General features: G+C 64.7%; 15 protein-coding genes. 11 read left to right on the forward strand and 4 right to left on the reverse strand.

The annotated features are described in order from the left end of the window. Positions 1 to 197 precede the first annotated feature (197 nt). The gene (locus tag ABMA32_RS01730; RefSeq protein ID WP_349012004.1) at positions 198 to 1,025 is read left to right on the forward strand and encodes a ferredoxin--NADP reductase; all 828 of its coding nucleotides are present in this window, start codon (positions 198 to 200) and stop codon (positions 1,023 to 1,025) included. A 209-nt stretch (positions 1,026 to 1,234) separates the two neighbouring features. Continuing rightward, on the forward strand, positions 1,235 to 2,080 hold the full coding sequence (locus ABMA32_RS01735; protein WP_349012005.1) for a fumarylacetoacetate hydrolase family protein: 846 nt from the start codon (positions 1,235 to 1,237) through the stop codon (positions 2,078 to 2,080). Positions 2,081 to 2,134: 54 nt separating this feature from the next. Here the strand turns inward: ABMA32_RS01735 and ABMA32_RS01740 are convergent, their stop codons facing one another. Both ABMA32_RS01740 and ABMA32_RS01745 read right to left on the reverse strand, forming a co-directional pair. After that, positions 2,135 to 3,358, reverse strand: coding sequence for an adenylate/guanylate cyclase domain-containing protein (locus ABMA32_RS01740; protein WP_349012006.1), 1,224 nt, complete (start codon positions 3,356 to 3,358; stop codon positions 2,135 to 2,137). Between the two features lie 96 nt (positions 3,359 to 3,454). Next, positions 3,455 to 4,696, reverse strand: a complete 1,242-nt coding sequence (locus ABMA32_RS01745; protein WP_349012007.1) for an ABC transporter substrate-binding protein — start codon at positions 4,694 to 4,696, stop codon at positions 3,455 to 3,457. A gap of 134 nt (positions 4,697 to 4,830) precedes the next feature. Here ABMA32_RS01745 and ABMA32_RS01750 point away from each other — a divergent pair, with 134 nt between their 5' ends. From ABMA32_RS01750 to nagA, 3 genes are read left to right on the forward strand one after another with little or no spacing between them, the layout of a single operon-like run. Then, positions 4,831 to 5,703, forward strand: coding sequence for a glucosamine kinase nucleotide-binding domain-containing protein (locus ABMA32_RS01750; RefSeq protein ID WP_349012008.1), 873 nt, complete (start codon positions 4,831 to 4,833; stop codon positions 5,701 to 5,703). 4 nt (positions 5,704 to 5,707) lie between these two features. Beyond that, positions 5,708 to 6,739, forward strand: coding sequence for an SIS domain-containing protein (locus tag ABMA32_RS01755; RefSeq protein ID WP_349012009.1), 1,032 nt, complete (start codon positions 5,708 to 5,710; stop codon positions 6,737 to 6,739). Beyond that, a complete protein-coding gene (gene nagA, locus ABMA32_RS01760) occupies positions 6,736 to 7,899 on the forward strand; it encodes an N-acetylglucosamine-6-phosphate deacetylase (protein ID WP_349012010.1) in 1,164 nt (387 codons plus the stop codon). The genes ABMA32_RS01755 and nagA overlap by 4 nt, the downstream gene beginning before the upstream one ends. Before the next feature lie 53 nt (positions 7,900 to 7,952). Here the strand turns inward: nagA and ABMA32_RS01765 are convergent, their stop codons facing one another. Beyond that, the gene (locus ABMA32_RS01765) at positions 7,953 to 11,159 is read right to left on the reverse strand and encodes a DUF7929 domain-containing protein (RefSeq protein ID WP_349012011.1); all 3,207 of its coding nucleotides are present in this window, start codon (positions 11,157 to 11,159) and stop codon (positions 7,953 to 7,955) included. Between the two features lie 11 nt (positions 11,160 to 11,170). Next, positions 11,171 to 13,147 carry an SMP-30/gluconolactonase/LRE family protein gene (locus ABMA32_RS01770; RefSeq protein ID WP_349012012.1) on the reverse strand — a complete coding sequence of 659 codons (1,977 nt, stop codon included), beginning with the start codon at positions 13,145 to 13,147 and terminating at the stop codon, positions 11,171 to 11,173. Positions 13,148 to 13,350: 203 nt separating this feature from the next. Here ABMA32_RS01770 and ABMA32_RS01775 point away from each other — a divergent pair, with 203 nt between their 5' ends. The 6 genes from ABMA32_RS01775 (at position 13,351) to ABMA32_RS01800 (ending at position 16,979) form a co-directional block, all read left to right on the forward strand. Next, positions 13,351 to 13,887 carry a hypothetical protein gene (locus tag ABMA32_RS01775; RefSeq protein ID WP_349012013.1) on the forward strand — a complete coding sequence of 179 codons (537 nt, stop codon included), beginning with the start codon at positions 13,351 to 13,353 and terminating at the stop codon, positions 13,885 to 13,887. A gap of 95 nt (positions 13,888 to 13,982) precedes the next feature. Then, positions 13,983 to 14,369, forward strand: a complete 387-nt coding sequence (locus ABMA32_RS01780; RefSeq protein ID WP_349012014.1) for a YciI family protein — start codon at positions 13,983 to 13,985, stop codon at positions 14,367 to 14,369. Beyond that, positions 14,366 to 15,631: an RNA polymerase sigma factor gene (locus ABMA32_RS01785; protein WP_349012015.1), complete on the forward strand. Its 1,266-nt coding sequence runs from the start codon at positions 14,366 to 14,368 to the stop codon at positions 15,629 to 15,631. Before ABMA32_RS01780 ends, ABMA32_RS01785 begins: the two co-directional genes overlap by 4 nt. Before the next feature lie 89 nt (positions 15,632 to 15,720). After that, positions 15,721 to 16,215 (forward strand): SRPBCC family protein, encoded by a 495-nt coding sequence (locus tag ABMA32_RS01790; RefSeq protein ID WP_425475457.1) that lies wholly within the window; start codon positions 15,721 to 15,723, stop codon positions 16,213 to 16,215. Between the two features lie 13 nt (positions 16,216 to 16,228). Continuing rightward, the gene (locus tag ABMA32_RS01795) at positions 16,229 to 16,618 is read left to right on the forward strand and encodes a VOC family protein (protein WP_349012016.1); all 390 of its coding nucleotides are present in this window, start codon (positions 16,229 to 16,231) and stop codon (positions 16,616 to 16,618) included. 22 nt (positions 16,619 to 16,640) lie between these two features. Further along, positions 16,641 to 16,979 (forward strand): YciI family protein, encoded by a 339-nt coding sequence (locus ABMA32_RS01800; RefSeq protein WP_349012017.1) that lies wholly within the window; start codon positions 16,641 to 16,643, stop codon positions 16,977 to 16,979. Positions 16,980 to 16,988 lie beyond the last annotated feature (9 nt).

A 16,988-nucleotide genomic window follows, 5' to 3' on the forward strand; every position in this document is an offset into this window, starting at 1 on the left:
GCACGAAATCCGAAATGTCGAATCTCGAAAACGCCGGCATGTTGGAAGCCTGTTCCGCGCTGCAATCTTGACCAGATATTCGTTTGTATACTAATAAATTTCCCAAACAAGGCATCACCATTCCAGCCTGTCGCCCGACACTCCGGATGCCTCCCGTTCGGAGCGTAGTGGGCGTCATGCCGTTGAAAGGGTCGAGAATGCAGCAGACCGCAACCGCCGTGAAGGACGACGCCGAACGCGTCGCTTTTCCGATTCCGGCAAATGTCTTCGCCGAAAAAGTCGTGTCGGTAAAGCACTACACCGACCGGCTGTTTTCCTTCCGTGTGACGCGCCCCCAGGCCTTCCGCTTCCGCTCCGGCGAGTTCGTCATGATCGGGCTGCCCAATGCCGAGAAGCCTGTGTTCCGCGCCTATTCGATCGCCAGCCCCGCCTGGGACGAGGAGATCGAGTTCTTCTCGATCAAGGTACCGGAGGGGCCGCTGACCTCGCATCTGCAGAAGGTGCAGCCCGGCGATACCGTACTGCTGCGCCAGAAGACGACCGGCACGCTGGTCGTCGATGCACTGACCCCGGCCAAGCGCCTGTTCATGATCTCGACCGGCACCGGCATCGCGCCATTTGCCAGCCTCGTGCGCGATCCCGACACCTACGAGAAGTTCGACCAGATCATCCTCACCCATACCTGCCGCGACCATGCCGAGCTTGCCTATGGCGTCGAGCTGTTCGAAGCGCTTGCCGCAGACCCACTGATCGGCGAACTGGTGCAGGACCGTGTGACGCTCTATTCGACCACGACGCGCGAGATCACGCCCCAGATGGGCCGCATCACGCGGCTGATCGAGACTGGTCGTTTCTACGAGGATCTTGGCATCGCGCCGCTCTCGCCCGACACCGACCGCGTCATGATCTGCGGCTCGATGCATATGCTGAAGGACGTCAAGGAACTGGTCGAAAGTCTCGGCTTCAAGGAAGGCTCGCTCGCCCATCCGGCCGATTTCGTCGTCGAACGCGCCTTCGTCGGCTGATTTTTCGCCCGCCGGGTTCCGTGGCGGGCGATTTCCACTTGTCGTACAGCCCTGCACCTGCAAAAAGATGCGCGGATCATACCGTACCCGCTGGTACGGTAGACTCTGGCGGTAGAATTCATTTGTCGGACTTTTCCGACCTGTCCTCCGCCGAACGTGACCATGCCTGCCGCACCTGAAAACCGGCCGGCCCTCAGGAGGGAATGTCCTTGAAACTGCTGCGTTATGGAAAGCCGGGCAAGGAACGTCCGGGCGTGCTCGATGCGGATGGAAAGATCCGCGACCTGTCGGAGCATGTGGCAGATGTCGCAGGCGCCGCGCTCGCGCCCGCCGCGCTGAAGAAGCTGTCGAAGATCGATCCCAAGACCCTGCCGCTGGTTCGCGGCAATCCGCGCCTGGGACCCTGCGTCGCCGGCACCGGCAAATTCATCTGCATCGGCCTGAACTATGCAGACCACGCAGCCGAGTCCAACCTGCCCGTTCCTTCTGAGCCGGTCATCTTCATGAAGGCCTCCTCGGCGATCGTCGGCCCCGATGACGACGTGCTCATCCCGCGCGGCTCGAAGAAGACCGACTGGGAAGTCGAGCTCGGCGTCGTGATCGGCAAGAAGACGAAATACGTGTCCGAGGCCGAGGCGCTCGACTATGTCGCCGGCTACTGCGTTTCCCACGATGTGTCGGAGCGTGCGTTCCAGACCGAACGTCAGGGCCAGTGGACCAAGGGCAAGAGCTGCGACACCTTCGGACCGATCGGCCCATGGCTGGTCACCAAGGACGAGGTTGCCGATCCGCAGAACCTCAAGATGTGGCTCAAGGTTAACGGCAAGACGAGGCAGGACGGCTCGACCAAGACGATGGTCTATGGCGTCGCTCACCTCGTGTCCTACCTGTCGCAGTTCATGTCCCTGCTGCCCGGCGATATTATCTCGACCGGCACGCCTCCCGGCGTCGGCATGGGCATGAAGCCGCCGAAGTTCCTGAAGGCCGGCGACGTGGTCGAGCTCGGCATCGAGGGTCTCGGCACGCAGAAGCAGACCTTCGTCCAGGACAAGTAATCCGCCACGAAATAGCAACGCCGCCGATCCATCCAGGGTCGGCGGCGTTTTGATTCAAGGTGAGGCGGTGTCCGGGTCGAGCGTGAAAAGCTCCTGCGCGCGGCCAACGCCGCGAAGCGCGTAGCGCCCGACGGAGACGAGCCGGTCGCGTTCGAGTGGCGGCAGCGCGTCGCGGAAATCCAGCGAGAACAGTACGTCGCGGTCGGCTGATCGGCACATCGAGGCGATGCGGCTGGTTTCGTTGACAGCCTGTCCGACGACGGTGAAGTCGAGCCGGTCCTTGCTGCCGATATTGCCGTAGAAGACATCGCCGGTGTGCAGTCCGAGATAGATGGATGATACCGGCTGCCCCGAGGCGACGCGGCGCAGGTTGAGCTCGGCATGCCGCCGGCGCATGTCGGTCTCGGCACGCAGCGCGGCAGCGCAGGCTTCGGCGGGACCGTCGGCGGTGAAGATCGCCAGCACGCCGTCCGCCATAAGCTTCAGAACGTCGCCACCCGCGCCATGCACAGCGGTGATGACGATCTCGGCGTAGTCGTTCAGGAACGGTATGAGCTGGTCGCTGTCGATGCTTTCCGACAGCTTGGTGTATCCTTGCATGTCGGAGAACCATATGGCGGCGTTGATCCGCTCGGCCTCTCCGCGCGTGACGCGTCCCTCCAGCACGCGGCGGCCGGGATCCCGGCCGAGATAGGCTTCCGCGAGAGACTGGGCGACGCGGGCTAGCGACGTGGATTTGATTGCCAGTCCAAGCACAGGCACCAGCCGGCGCAGCGTGGCGATATCGTCATCCGTGAAACCACCCGGCCGTGTCGTCGTCCAGCGCGACATGAAACAGTCCATCTCGCCGATCGCCGCTTCCTTGTCGAAACGCTGGATCATGGCAAGCCAGTCCGTCTGGCCCTCGTCGCGAAGCTCCGCCATCACGGGGAAGGTCTGTTCTCCCTGTTCGTCGAGGCGCTGACGCAACTCGTCTTCCCCGGTCTGCAGCAGATGGTAGAACGGGCTGTTCTTCCAGCTTTCCGCGGCGTAGCCGCCAAGGCTCATGGGCGCATAGGGAGATACCGGCGTTTCAACGGGTTTGTCGCTGCTCCAGGAGAAGACCCGCCCCTCATAAACGGGATGCAGCGTATCAATGATGGCCAGCCCGCGCGCGATTTCGAGGCCGGCATCGACGCAGCGCTCGCAGAATCCATTCAGAAGGGTGATCTCGTCATCGCCCGCCAGCCCTCGTCTTACAGTCCAGTCCGCGATTGCGGATATGCCGGCTTCGTCCATGCTGTTCCCCGCTCGTCGGAATCCCTCACGCCAAGATGTGAGGCAGGGCCACGGCTTTTCAAGCGGCCGCCTGTCGCTCCGGCGCGGGGCGTCACCCTATCTTGCAGCCTTTGGCTGGTCGTCGAGGGATTTCTGGAGTTCGGCCGCCGCATCCTGCGGCGTCTCGGTGCCGTTGACGACAGCGGTCGCCTTCAGCCTCGTTTCGTCCGCGAGGCTGGGTGTGCCGCGCGACAGGACCGCATCCGTCGAGCGAAAAGTCGATTTGCAGCGGCTTCGCCAGGACGCGAACGTCGCGGCCAGCGGATCGTCGATCGCCTTCGGCGTCTGGATCAGGCCGACGAAGCCCGGCAGGGCATCGGCATAGATCGACGCGAATTCCGGCGACGCCACCCAGGCTAGGAAGGTTCTGGCCGCCTCGGCATGTGCGCTTTTCGGGTTGAGGCCGATCCCGATGTCGGGATGGTCGGAGATATAGCAGCCATCGCCGGCATTTCTGACCGGCGGCGGGAACGCGCCGAGCCTGAACCGGGCCTGCGCGTTGAAGCCAGAAATCTCCCACGAGCCCGCAGGGTAAATCGCGGCGCGGCCGGATGCGAATAGCTTCTGGCTGTCTGCATAAGACCGCTTCTCGAAGTCCGTGCCGAGATAGTCCTTCCACCGGGCAAGCGTCGCCAGTGGCTCCATCCACTGCGCGTCGGTCAGCTTCTGCTTGCCGGCGACGAGTGCCGTGCGGCCATCCTCGCCACGCCAATAGGCCGGGCCGATGTTCTGGTAGCCGAGTATGCCGGCTTCCCATCCATCCTTCGTGCCCATGGCCAGCGGCGTGTAGGTTCCGTCGGCCCTGATCTTGTCGAGCGCGGCGAAGAACTCCGCTTCGGTGGTGGGTGCCGCGATGCCCAGTTGCTCGAAGGCATCCGCATTGTAGAGGAAACCGTGGATGACCGAGGCGATCGGCACGCAGAACGTGGTCTTGCCGTCGTTCGTCGACCATGCCGATCGGGCGAAGGCGGAAAAAGCGTCTAATCCCGGCAGGTCGTTCAACGGGGCCAGATAGCCCTTGTTGTAAAGGTCCAGCGAGGCGTCGAACGGCCGGCATGCCATCAGGTCGCCAGCCTTGCCCGCCCCGAGCCGAGCGGCCAGTTCGGCGTCGTAGGTCTCTCCCCCGGTCGGCGAGAAAACGACCTTGATGCCTGGCGTGCGGGCCTCGAAGGCGGGGATGATCCTGTCCTGCCAGACCGACAGGTCATCGTCGCGCCAGCTTTCGATGACGATCGTCTTCTCTTCGGCGGCAGCTGCGACCGTGCCGAGCAGAAGGATGACCAATGCTGCGCGCGTCATCTGCAAATCGGGCAGTCCTCTCAATTTCACGTTCAGCTGCGACCCCATATCGGCGAATCGCGACCGCGCCAAATAAAGCTTGGCAAATTGGCTTCTTGTTGGCATCACCTGCGCGGGAATACGGAGGTCGGTCCTTGAATTTTCTGCTTGGCGTCGATGGTGGCGGAACCGGCTGCAGGGCAGCGATTGCCACCGCTTCCGGCGAGATCGTCGGCCGTGGCAAGAGCGGTCCCGCCAACATCCGCACTGACCTGACCGGCGCGCGCGACAACATCGTGGCGGCGGCACGGGAAGCCGCAACGGCGGCCGGTCTCGATCCCGATGTGATCGGCGGGGTTCGCGCCATTCTCGGCCTTGCCGGCGCGAATGTCGGCGACTATGGGAGCCAGCTTGAAGCCATCCTTCCCTTCGCCAACAGCCGCGTCGTAACCGATGCATTGATCGCGCTGGAAGGGGCCGTCGGTGATGGCGGCGACGGGGCCATCGCCATTGTCGGCACGGGCACCGCCTATCTCGTGCGCCGTGACGGTGTGGAGCGCGCCCTTGGTGGCTGGGGCTTCCAGGTCGGGGATCAGGGCGCTGGCAGCCGCATCGGGCGGGAGGCGCTGGAAGAGGCGCTGCTGGCCTATGACGGGGTACGGCCTGCCTCGCCCCTCACTGGTTGGATCCTCGCTTCCTTCAGGAACGATCCCAATGCCGTCGTCGAATTCTCGCTCGGCGCGAAGCCGGGCGACTACGGAAATTTCGCGCCGAAGGTTCTCGAACACGCGGCCAAAGGCGACGTGGTCGCTGGGGAGATTCTCGCCCGCGCAGTCGCCGCGGTCGAAGCGTCGCTCGCCGCACTCGGGCTCGACGGGAACACGCCGCTAAGCCTCCTTGGCGGACTCTCGCAATTCTACGCCGAAAACCTTTCACAGCCTTTCCGGGCACTTGTCAGGCCGCCGCGCACCGACGCGCTGGGGGGCGCGGTATCGATGGCGGTGCGCACGTTCGGCACTACGGAGTAACAAAATGCCTGAGACGCCCACGCATATGCGCAACGAGATCCTCGAGATTCCGGCTGCGGCGGCGCGCCTGATCGAGGCATCCGACGGCGCGCTCGCTTTGGCTGGCAGGCAGCTCCGGGACCTGTCACCAAAGGTCATCGCCACGGTGGCGCGCGGTTCGTCTGATCACGCTGCGTCCTTTCTGAAATACGCCACTGAGCTGACCACAGGTGTGCCGGTCGCCTCGCTCGGGCCCTCGATCGCTTCGATCTATCGCGCGAAACTGAAGCTCGAGGGCGCCGCCTGCCTGACGATCTCGCAGTCGGGCAAGAGCCCTGACATCGTCGCCATGGCGGAGGCGGCAAAATCAGGCGGCGCGCTCACCATCGCTCTCACCAACACGGCCGGCTCGCCGCTCGCCAACGCTTCCGACCACGCTATCGACATCCTGGCCGGCGTCGAAAAAAGTGTCGCGGCGACCAAGAGCTTCGTGAATTCGGCCGTCGCCGGCCTGCTGCTGCTGGCGCACTGGACGGGCGATACAACGTTGCTCGCCGCGCTGCGCGGCCTGCCCGAACATTTGCGCAAGGCGATCGATTGCGATTGGATGGGCATTGCGGACGCCCTGACCGGAGAGACCTCGCTCTTCATCCTGGGGCGCGGCCCCTCTGCCGCGATTGCCAACGAGGCGGCACTGAAGTTCAAGGAAACCTGCGGCATGCATGCGGAGGCCTATAGCGCGGCCGAGGTGATGCATGGCCCGATGGCGCTGGTCGGACCCGGCTTCCCGGTCGTGGCGCTCGCCGCGCGCGACGCTTCCGAACCGGCGACGGCTGAAGCCGCTGACCTCCTGGCCGGCAAGGGCGCATCGGTCTTTGTGACGTCCGCACAGGCGAGGAAGGCAAGCGTGCTGCCGTTTGCCCCGACCGGCCATCCGATCACCGACCCTCTGCCGCTGGTCGTGTCTTTCTATGCCTTCGTCGAGGCTTTCGCGCGAAAGCTAGGCCTCGATCCCGACCAGCCAAGAAACCTGCGCAAGGTGACGGAGACCGTATGAACGACCTTCTCGCCCTCGCCGCCAACCGCATCTTCGATGGCGAAGGCTGGCACGACGATGCCGCCCTTCTCGTCCGTGGCGATACGGTAGAAGGCATCGTGTCGCGCGACCGCCTCCCGCCGGGCGTCGAACTTTGCGACACCGCTGCGGAAATCCTCGCGCCCGGATTCGTCGATCTCCAGGTCAACGGCGGCGGCGGTGTTCTGCTGAACGATCATCCGACCGTCGAGGGGATCGAAACGATCTGCCGAGCGCATGCGCGTTTCGGCACGACCGCGCTGCTGCCGACGCTGATCACCGACCTGCCGGACGTCACGGCCGCGACCATAGCCGCCGGCATCGAAGCCGGCAAACAAAATGTTCCTGGTTTTGCCGGCCTGCATCTCGAAGGCCCGCATCTGGCGCTCACCAGGAAGGGCGCGCACGACCCACAACTGATCCGCGCGATGACCGAGGCCGATCTCGCCGCGCTGGTCGACGCCAGGCGGGAACTGCCGACGCTGCTCTGCACCGTCGCGCCTGAATCGGTTACGCCACAGCAGGTCGCCGCACTGGCCGCCGCCGGCATTTCCGTCAGCCTTGGCCACACCGACACGAGCTATGCCACGGCCATCGCCTATGTCGATGCCGGCGCGACCCTTGCGACGCATATCTTCAATGCCATGAGCCAGCTCACCAACCGCGAGCCGGGTCTGGTCGGCGCCGCGCTCGATGACGGCCGGCTCTTCGCGGGACTCATCGCCGACGGCTACCACGTCGATCCGGCGAGCATCGGCGTCGCGGTGCGCGCCAAGCGCGGGCCGGGACGGATCGCTCTGGTGACCGACGCAATGTCCACCATCGGCACGACCATGACCGAGTTCACCCTCAATGGCCGGACGATCTATCGGAAGGACGGACGCCTGACGCTCGCCGACGGTACGCTGGCCGGCGCCGACCTCGACATGATCTCGGCGGTGCGCTTCATGCATGAGCGCATCGGCGTCGAGCTAGGCGAGGCCCTGCGCATGGCCTCGCTCTATCCCGCGCAGGCGATGGGCCGCGCCGATCGGCTCGGCACTTTCGCCAGGGGTGCGGCGGCCGATGTCGTGGCCCTCTCGCACAAGCTGAACGTCGCAGGCGTCTGGATCGGCGGCCGCAAGATTTCTCCGGTGTCCTGACAAGAGAGCCCCGCCGGCTTGCGCCGGCGGGGCTCGTCTTCTATGCGGCGATCCTACTGGATCTGCAGCTTCTGCTGCTGCTGTCTCTGCGGGTCGATCAGTTGCAGATCGCGGTTGATCTGCAGCCTGCGGCAGTTCGGCGGCGAGCCGATGAAGCCGGGCGGACAGGTCTCCTGCCGGATCTTCACGCAACGCCCGTTACGCATCACGGTGCCGCGCGGGCATTCCACCTCGATGACGACGCAGCGGCCATTGCGCAGCTCAGTCCCTCTTGGGCACTCGACCTGCCGGCGGCGGCATTCGCCATCGACGAGCCGCGTTCCGCGCGGGCAGACGCAGCGTCCGTCCTCGGTGCGGATCTGACCCGGCAGCAGCTTGCACTGCGGCGGCGGATCCTTGCGGCACTGACCCCTTACGAGGCTGGTGCCGCGCGGGCAGACGCACTTGCCGTCCTTCGTCCGGATCTGGCCCGGCAGCAGCTCGCACTGCGGCGGCGGGTTCTTCCGGCATGCGCCACGTACCAGGCTGGTGCCGCGCGGACAGACGCAGTCGCCGGCCTGGGTCCGGATCTGACCCGGCAGCAATTCGCACTGCTGCGGCAGGTTCTTCCGGCATTCCCCACGGATCAGGCTGGTGCCACGCGGGCAGACGCATTCACCGGCCTGGGTCCGGATCTGGCCCGGCTTCAGGATGCACCGGTCCACCGGGGGCGGTGGGGGCGGAGGCGGTTCGCCGCCGACCGTCCGGCACTGGCCGTTGCGGAAGCGCGTACCCTCCGGACACACGCAACGCCCGTCCGCGTTCATCACGAAGCCCTTGGAGCACTGCTCCGCCACCGGCCTGCCGATGGTGAAGGTGTGGCAGGCAGAAGGGCCCGTACCCGGTCGGCCGGTGGTTTCGGGTCCTTCCAGCACGCCGTCCGGATCTTCGGCCACAGGCACGTCAGGTGGGATGACACCGACGCAGTTGCGGGCAGGAACCGGCTCGCGGATATTGGCGAGCGGCCCTTCAGGGATGACCACGGTCACCTGATGAACGCGCTGTTCGCCCGCACCAAGCGTGATGTTGGCGATGCACGACATGGGCAGCGTGGTCGGCTCCGGCTCGCAGCCGAAGGGCGGCGAGATTTCACTGATCACAACGCCTTCCAGCCGGCCGATGCCGTCGACGCCGATCGCGTCGCCAATGCGCATCGGGCCGTTGAAATCAGCCGTACCCGCATTGGTGATGGTGATCTCGAAGGTGCAGGGCTGGCCCGCCCGGCATTCCTTGTCGCCGGTCTTCTCGACGCGGATATCAGGCCTTTTCGGCTCGCGGCCCGGAATGCGCATTTCGGCACAAGCCCGGTTGTTCTCGAGGTTTGCTTCGCCCTCGATGCCGTTCACCTCGGCGCAGTTGCGGATCAGGTCGCCCTGATAGTCCGGTCCCACGACCGCCCGCACCCCGATCGGGATGAACGCGCCGGGCGCGAGATTGACACCCGGGTGATCGCACTGGAACCGCCCACCTGATATCGGCGCACAGGTCCAGGGCGGCGTCGGCCCGAAGGTCGACGATGCCGGTACGCCCGTCGGATACTCGTCGATGACGGTCAGCGGGCCGACATAGGGTTCGGTGCCATTGTTGAAGACCCGGATGTTGAAGGTGCAAACGCCATCGGCGCTGCATACTCGCGAACGCGGATCCTTGGTGATGCGCAGGTCGGTCCGCTTCTCTACCGGCGGTTCGCAGCGGGGGTCGCCGCGACGGCAGATCTGGATGGTGGCGCAGGCCCTGTCGTTACCCGTAGAGCCGAAGACTTCCGGCTGGTCGCTCGCCGTATAGTCATACTCCGCGCAGTTGCGGATGTTGCGACCGTTCCAGCCGGGTCCCGGTGCGAAGCCGAGCTTCAACTCGACCCATTCGCCCGGGTCCAGCGTGGTGGCCGGGTGCGAACACATCATCGGGCTTGCCATGGGCACGCAGGCCCATGGTGCGTTGGGACCAGAGACGACGGCGGCACTTCCGGGTGCCGTTACCTCCTCCAGCACGATCGGCCCGTTATAGGGCGCGTCGCCGACATTGGTGACGCGGATGGTGAAGTCGCAGCCGCCCTCCAGCGTACAGCGAGCGACGTCCGCGCGCTTCTCGACCTGGATGTCCGGTTCCTTGTTGTCAGGCGGGCACCTCAGGTCTTCCGGGATCTCGATGTCGATCACCTGCGAGCAGCAGAGGCCGACACCTTCTTCCGGCCCGGCATAGGTCTCGATGCCGGTGACGATGAGATGCACGGTGTCGCCAGGCAGCGCGCCTGTTATCGTCCAGTTCAGCACCCCGCCACCGATTGGCGCGAGCTGCATCGCCGGGGCCACCGTGACGCCGGGGGTCGTGGTGCGTAGCTGCACCCACTTGCCGCCGAGCTCGGAGCCGACGGGCATGTGGTAGATGAACGCACCGCCGCCGGGCACGCAATCGACCGTGCCGGTCTCCGTCTTGAAGCAGGCTTCGCCGGGAGGGGGAGGTGGTGGCGCACGGTCGCAACGGGAAACGTCGATCGTGATCTTCGTCGGCTCGCCAGTCTTGAAGTCGAGGTCATCAGGCAAGGCCGGATCGTGCGAAGGGATTTCCACGGATGAGCCGCCGACCAGTGTTATGTTGACGAAGCCCTGGTTGGAGACCTGCGCCGGAGCGGGGAACGCCGCATGATCGATCTTCGCCGTGATGACGATGTCGATGTAGCGACGATCGGGTTCGCCGGATCCGTCGAGATCGCTGGTCGACAGGCGGAAGTCCTCGAGCTTCACCGTGTCGCTGGGATTGGTCGTGGTGGAGACGATGGGCGCGGGGAGCGCGCCGCCGCCCGGGCCGGTGCCGTCGCCGGTCACCTGCGCGTCGACGATCTCAAGACCCGCCGGCAGCGTGTCTCGGAAGTCCATCCTGACATTAGGCATCTCGGCGATGAATGCAGGATCGAGGAACTTCGCCGGATCTCCCTGCGCGCCGAAACGCAAGGTGTATTGCACATAGTCGCAGTTCAGTTGGCGGCCGACTTTGGTGAAGAAGGGTTCGGCCTCGCCGCGACCGGGATGTGTCGGACGGCGTTCCAGCGTCAGGCCTTCGCCGGTCTGTGCCGAAGCCGGGGCGGATTGCATGGCGGCGAGCGCGAGCCCGGCCGCCATCAGCCAGCGCGCGGTGCGCGCGGCATATGACAGGGGTTGCATGATCGTCTCCATGAGCGTTGTTTTGCTGCCGGTGGCGAGCGAGGAAGAAGTGTGTGTCATCTCTCCCTCCCTCACGGTTCGCAGCTTACGGGCGGCGTAGCGAGCGGTACGACCACCTTGCAGCAGGGGTAGTAGCCACCCGCGTCGGCGTCGGACTGCCTGTAGAAGCAGAGGCCGACATCGACCCGGTCGCCGGGGAAGAAACCGCTCATGCCGATCGTGAAGGGCGCGCCCGGAGCCTTGGTCTGCTGTAGCGGGGACACGCTTACGCCCGGCGTACGGGAATCGGCCTTGACGCTGTCGCCGCCGATACCCGCCACGTCACGCACATAGACATCTGCCTCCAGTCCCGCCGGGGTGCAGAAATAATTCACTGCCTCGACATCGAGACAGGGCGGCAGATTGCCGGGCGGGGGGAATTCCGGTGGCCAGAATGGCGGCAGGAAACCGCCCGGATAGGGGATGCGCTCATAGTAGCCGGCGCGGCCCTCGCAGGGACGCCAGATCTCCACGTCGCCGACATGGCCCTCGACCTCGGCGTCTTCGAAGAAGCCGTCGAAATCGACGAACCACGAGCCGAAAGGCGGTTCGTTCTGCGGCCTGACCAGCATCGTGGAATTGATCTGCACGCCGTGGACCGCAAGCGGCCCGCCGGCGGCCAGCTGTTCTTCGAGCGCCGGGTTGTCGCGCAGCTTATCGCCGGTCGCGACCAGCGTCGCTGCGCAGGCGTTGGTGTTGAAATACCCCTGCGCGTCGTAGCCATATTGCAGGTCGATGCCACCGGTCGACTGGCGGTGCCCCGCCGGGAAACCGATCGCGTATTCCTGCGGCACGGGCACCCAGATCGATTCCGTCGCCGGGTCGTCGGGGCTCTCGCGCCAATAGCGCAACACCTCGCCGTCGCCGCTGTCGGCGAATTGCGAATAGTCGTAGCGGTTCTCGATATCGCCGCGCTGGGCGAGATACATGAAGCCCTGGTTGTCGAAAGCGATGTCGGTGACGGGCAGGTCCTCTTCAGCATCGACCGTCAACTCCCAGCGCGGATCGCCTGCAAAGGAGCCGTTGCGCGCGATGCCGACCGACCAGATCTCGGCCTCTTCGCCGACAGCGTAGTAAAGACGGCCGCCGTGGACCTGAACGGCCCAGACGCTGCGTTCGTCCTGCGTGAAGCCCCAGCTGTCAGGATCTTCGCTGTCAAAGGCAGCGCCTTGGATGTCCATGACCGCGCCATCGTCCGCGACGGCCTCGAGCCCCCGCGCGGGCCGGCCTGTCACGCCGTGGTCGAATGTGTCGATCAGCGCGCCATCCGCCGAAATGCGGTGGATCAGGCCGCTGTCGAGATCGGAAGCGAAGAACTGACGGGACGCCCTGTCGAAGGCGACGTCGGCGATACCCGGCCCCGAATTGTCCTCGATGGTGGCGAACAGCGAGACTTCGCCGGTCAGCCCGTCGATCTTCCAGATCGCGCCGGGCGAGCCGCCATTGTCCTCGGCGAACTGGCCGTCCATGAAGGTCGCGCCGGCCTTGCCGCGGCGTTCGCGCTCCGGCCTGCCATCGTCGTCCGCGTCGGGGGTGACGATGCGTATGCCGTGCAGAGAGGTCGCGCCGGCATAGAGGTTGGGCACGCCGGACGGTGTCCCGTCGCGCACGCCGTCGTCATAGGTCAGCGCGAAGACCTGACCGATCTGCCCGGCCAGCACCTCGAACGGCAGCGGCGTGTTGACGAGCTGTCCTGAGGGCGGACCGCCAAGCGCCGACACGTCGAAGATGCGCAGCGTGGCGCGTTCGGTGTCGATGAACGTTTCGTCGACCGGGTCCACGCCGGGCGGCAGCCCCTCGTCGAAACCGGGGATGATCGTTCCGGAAAAGCCGGTTACGGCCATCGATCCCGGATTGATGATCTGCGTTTGCTGCGCGGATGCCGGCCCTGAAAGCCCTGCCGCGAGCGCCAAAGCGACAAGCGCCGCACCGGCAGCAAGCCGGCCGCTTCGTCCACCGATTCTTGGATTGCAGGCAAGCAAACGCAGAACACCATGGCTGCGCAGCATGGGGCCTCTCCTCCGGTTCGAGTGGAGAGAAACAGCCGAACGGGACACACGGCGGGGAGCCGAATGCGTCGTTCCGGCAGGTTCTCCCCCAATAGTCTTTTCGCGGTCCCTTGTTTCGAGAATATGTCGGGCCTTACCCTGGGTCAATCGGTTCACGGCATCCGTGGCGCCCGGACCTGAGTGGTCCGTTCGGCGGATGCCGGATGATCTCCCAGACCCCGACAATCGATGTCCGGTCATGGATCGTTTCCTTTCCTTCGGGCCGCTGGATTGCGGCGCCGTGTCGTCAGTCGCGATGGAAAGGGAAAAGGTTCATTCTGCGGAATCCGAACGTCAGAAGAGAGGCTCACACCAATGCTGTCTCCTGCATTTCGGGACTACAACTTCGTGCGCGTTCATGTTTTTCTGCGCATGACCCGGCGCTGATCGAAGCTAAGGAAGCTGGAAAAGCCAACGGTGCTTGGCCCTTACAAGAAAGCGTCCGCTATTTGATGAAAGAGCACGTCAAGGTTTTTGAACGACAAGATGGCTCGGCGCGCGTTGTTATCTCGGTGCACACGGTATCGCCACGACTGTTCAGCTTCACAGAAGAAATCTGGAAAGTTGATGACGACCACCCGCTGGGGCCAGATGCCTACTGGTCCTCGACCTACGAATCCGGACTATACGACACAGCAGAAGCCGCTGAGGTTGAAGCCAGTTCGATGTTCCCCTGGATCGCAAGCCAAATCTCGAACTGACCGCCTCTTGGCGAGCGACGGGCTTGCCACAATTCCTGTCGACGCCATGTCGGGCTTGGCCTACCTCAGTCGTCATTATCCCGAGGAGAATTGGAATGCTTTACGCCGTACTCTGCTATGCCGCCGAAGACGCCGTCACCTCCTGGAGCAAGGAGCAGGACGAGGCCGTGATGGGCAGGCTGGCGGTCATCCAGCAGAAATATGCCGAAGCAGGCCGGCTTGGTCCCGTGGCGCGTCTGCTGCCGACGACGGCGGCGACCACCGTGCGCAAGGTGCGCGGAGAATCCGTTGTTCTTGATGGACCCTTCGCGGAAACGAAGGAACAGTTGCTCGGCTTCTACACGGTCGAATGCAGCGATCTTGAGGAAGCGGTCGGCTTCGCGCGCGAAATTTCCGATGCCAATCCTGCCGGCGGCAGCTACGAGATCAGGCCGGTCGGCGTGCTCAATCCTATCCCGGCGACCATCAAACACCCGACATGACCGACATCTCCTGGATAGATCCCCTTCTCGCCGCAGCGCGACCACAGGCGGTGGCGGCGCTGCTGCGCTATTTCCGCGATCTCGACATGGCGGAGGAGGCCTTCCAGGACGCGTGCCTGCGCGCGCTGACCAACTGGCCGAAGAACGGCCCGCCGCGCGACCCGACCGCTTGGCTGATCTTCGTCGGCCGCAACGCCGCCATCGATGCGGTGCGAAAGCGCTCGAAGCAGCAGCCGTTGCCAGATGAGGAGCATTTGTCCGACCTCAGCGATGCGGAAGCCGCAATCGCCGAACGCCTCGACGGCGCCGACTATCGCGACGACATCCTGCGGCTGCTGTTCATCTGCTGCCATCCCGACCTGCCGGCGACCCAGCAGATCGCGCTGGCGCTGCGCATCGTGTCCGGGCTCTCGGTCAGGCAGATCGCGCGAGCCTTTCTTGTCGGCGAAAGCGCGATGGAGCAGCGCATCACCCGCGCCAAGGCGAAGGTTGCCGCCGCCGCCGTCCCGTTCGAGGCGCCTGGTCCCGTCGAGCGCGCCGAGCGGCTGGGTTCCGTCGCAGCGATGGTCTATCTCGTCTTCAACGAGGGCTATTCGGCAAGCGGCGGCGATGCCTCGATGCGCGTTCCGCTGTGCGACGAGGCGATCAGGCTGGCGCGGCTTCTGCTCCGCCTCTTCCCGGCCGAGCCTGAGATCATGGGCCTGACCGCGCTTCTGCTGTTGCAGCACGCCCGCTCGCAGGCGCGTTTCGAAGCGGACGGCTCGGTCATCCTCCTTGAGGATCAGGATCGCTCGAAGTGGAGCGCCAAGATGATCGCCGAGGGGCTGGCGCTTGTCGACAAGGCGATACGCCATCGGCAGCCGGGCGCGTATCAGGTGCAGGCCGCCATCGCTGCCCTGCATGCACGTGCGACGCGCGCCGAGGACACCGACTGGAAGCAGATCGCGTTTCTCTATGGCGCGCTGGAAGCCATGCAGCCCTCGCCCGTCATCACGCTGAACCGTGCCGTTGCCGTCTCCAAGGCCGACGGGCCGGAAGCCGCGCTGGTGATGATCGAGCCTCTCGGCGACAAGCTGTCAGGCTATTTCCACTATTTCGGCGTCAGGGGCGCGCTGCTGCTGCAGCTCGGTCGCAACGACGAGGCGCGCGATGCCTTCTGCAAGGCGATCTCGCTCGCCAATTCACCTGCCGAGGCGGCTCACATCCGCCTTCACCTCGACCGCCTGTCAGAGGCGACGCCCGGCAGAAAATCCGCCTCCTGACAGAATCTGCCATTTTTTCCGCTTCGATGTCGGAGTCCGCTTCGCTACCTCGTCCTTGAGGCATGGACCACAGGTTCGAGGAGAGAGAGATGAACATCCACGCCGCTATCAACAGCAGCTTCCCCACCGAGCGCGAGCTCGTCATCGAGCGCATTTTCGATGCGCCACGCGAAAAGGTCTATCGCGCCTGGACGGAGCCCAAGCTGGTCAAGCAGTGGTTCGTGCCGCGGCCCTGGACTATTTCGGGAGCGGCGCTCGACGTCCGGCCCGGCGGCCAGAGCCAGATCGTCATGCGCGATCCCGACGGCAACGATCATCCGAACGAGGGCATCTACCTGGAGGTTGTTCCGAACCAGAAGCTGGTTTTCACGGATGCCTTCACCGACGCCTGGGTTCCCTCCCAGAAGCCCTTTATGCTGGCGATCGTCACCTTCGAGTATGTCGGCAAGGATGGCGGCACCCGATACACCGCGCGTGTCCGCCACTGGTCTTCAGAGGATCGCGAGGCGCACGAAAAGATGGGCTTTCACGAGGGCTGGGGCCAGTGCGCCGACCAGCTTGCCGAACTTCTGAAGACGATCTGAGGAGGATCGACCAATGGTGGAAACCACGAGGATACCCGGCGTCATCGCCTACTTCACCGTCAGCGACAGCAAGGCCGCGACGGCCTTCTACGAAAAGGCGTTTGGCGCGAAGCTGGTCGACCGTCGCGAAGGCGACGACGGCCGCTCCATGCACGTCCATGTCGAGATCAATGGTGGGGCGATGTTCTTCAACGACCCGTTTCCCGAACATGGCGTGATTGCAGAGCCGGCAAAGAACGTAACGCTGCACATCGTGGTGGATGATGCCGACGCCTTGTGGAAGCGCGCGGTAGCCGCCGGCGGAGAGGTCACGATGCCGCTGGAAGTCGCCTTCTGGGGCGACAAATACGGCCAGCTCAAGGATCCGTTCGGCGTCACCTGGGGCATTGTCGGCCCGGCGTGACTCCCGGCTGGAGGTATGGCGCATGCCACGATATCTCGTCGCGATCCATCGCCCCGACGACTATGACGGGGCTGTCGAGGGCCATGCGATGGCACGCGACATTGACGCGCTCAACGAAGAAATGATCGCGGCCGGCGTCAGGCTTTTCGTCTGCGGTCTCCAACCGCCGCAAAAGGCGGTGTCGCTTCGCCGGCAGCCGTATGGCGAAGTGCTCATTTCGAACGGACCGTATCTGCCGGGAGGCGAGCATGTAGGCGGCTTCTGGATTCTGGAAACCGCGACCATTGATGAGGCCACGGAATGGGGCCGCAAGGCCGCGATTGCTTGCCGCGCGTCGGTCGATGTCCGTCCGCTGCATTAAAAGGCAGCG

The sequence above is a fragment of the Mesorhizobium quangtriensis genome (assembly GCF_040081925.1).
Classification (GTDB): domain Bacteria; phylum Pseudomonadota; class Alphaproteobacteria; order Rhizobiales; family Rhizobiaceae; genus Mesorhizobium_K; species Mesorhizobium_K quangtriensis.

Bases quoted from the DNA above. Each gene is read 5' to 3' on its own strand.
- ABMA32_RS01730 (WP_349012004.1), top strand. From the start codon at position 198: ATGCAGCAGACCGCAACCGCCGTGAAGGACGACGCCGAACGCGTCGCT.
- ABMA32_RS01740 (WP_349012006.1), bottom strand. From the start codon at position 3,358: ATGGACGAAGCCGGCATATCCGCAATCGCGGACTGGACTGTAAGACGA.
- ABMA32_RS01745 (WP_349012007.1), bottom strand. From the start codon at position 4,696: ATGACGCGCGCAGCATTGGTCATCCTTCTGCTCGGCACGGTCGCAGCT.
- ABMA32_RS01755 (WP_349012009.1), top strand. From the start codon at position 5,708: ATGCCTGAGACGCCCACGCATATGCGCAACGAGATCCTCGAGATTCCG.
- nagA (WP_349012010.1), top strand. From the start codon at position 6,736: ATGAACGACCTTCTCGCCCTCGCCGCCAACCGCATCTTCGATGGCGAA.
- ABMA32_RS01765 (WP_349012011.1), bottom strand. From the start codon at position 11,159: ATGACACACACTTCTTCCTCGCTCGCCACCGGCAGCAAAACAACGCTC.
- ABMA32_RS01770 (WP_349012012.1), bottom strand. From the start codon at position 13,147: ATGCTGCGCAGCCATGGTGTTCTGCGTTTGCTTGCCTGCAATCCAAGA.
- ABMA32_RS01775 (WP_349012013.1), top strand. From the start codon at position 13,351: ATGATCTCCCAGACCCCGACAATCGATGTCCGGTCATGGATCGTTTCC.
- ABMA32_RS01780 (WP_349012014.1), top strand. From the start codon at position 13,983: ATGCTTTACGCCGTACTCTGCTATGCCGCCGAAGACGCCGTCACCTCC.
- ABMA32_RS01785 (WP_349012015.1), top strand. From the start codon at position 14,366: ATGACCGACATCTCCTGGATAGATCCCCTTCTCGCCGCAGCGCGACCA.
- ABMA32_RS01790 (WP_425475457.1), top strand. From the start codon at position 15,721: ATGAACATCCACGCCGCTATCAACAGCAGCTTCCCCACCGAGCGCGAG.
- ABMA32_RS01795 (WP_349012016.1), top strand. From the start codon at position 16,229: ATGGTGGAAACCACGAGGATACCCGGCGTCATCGCCTACTTCACCGTC.
- ABMA32_RS01800 (WP_349012017.1), top strand. From the start codon at position 16,641: ATGCCACGATATCTCGTCGCGATCCATCGCCCCGACGACTATGACGGG.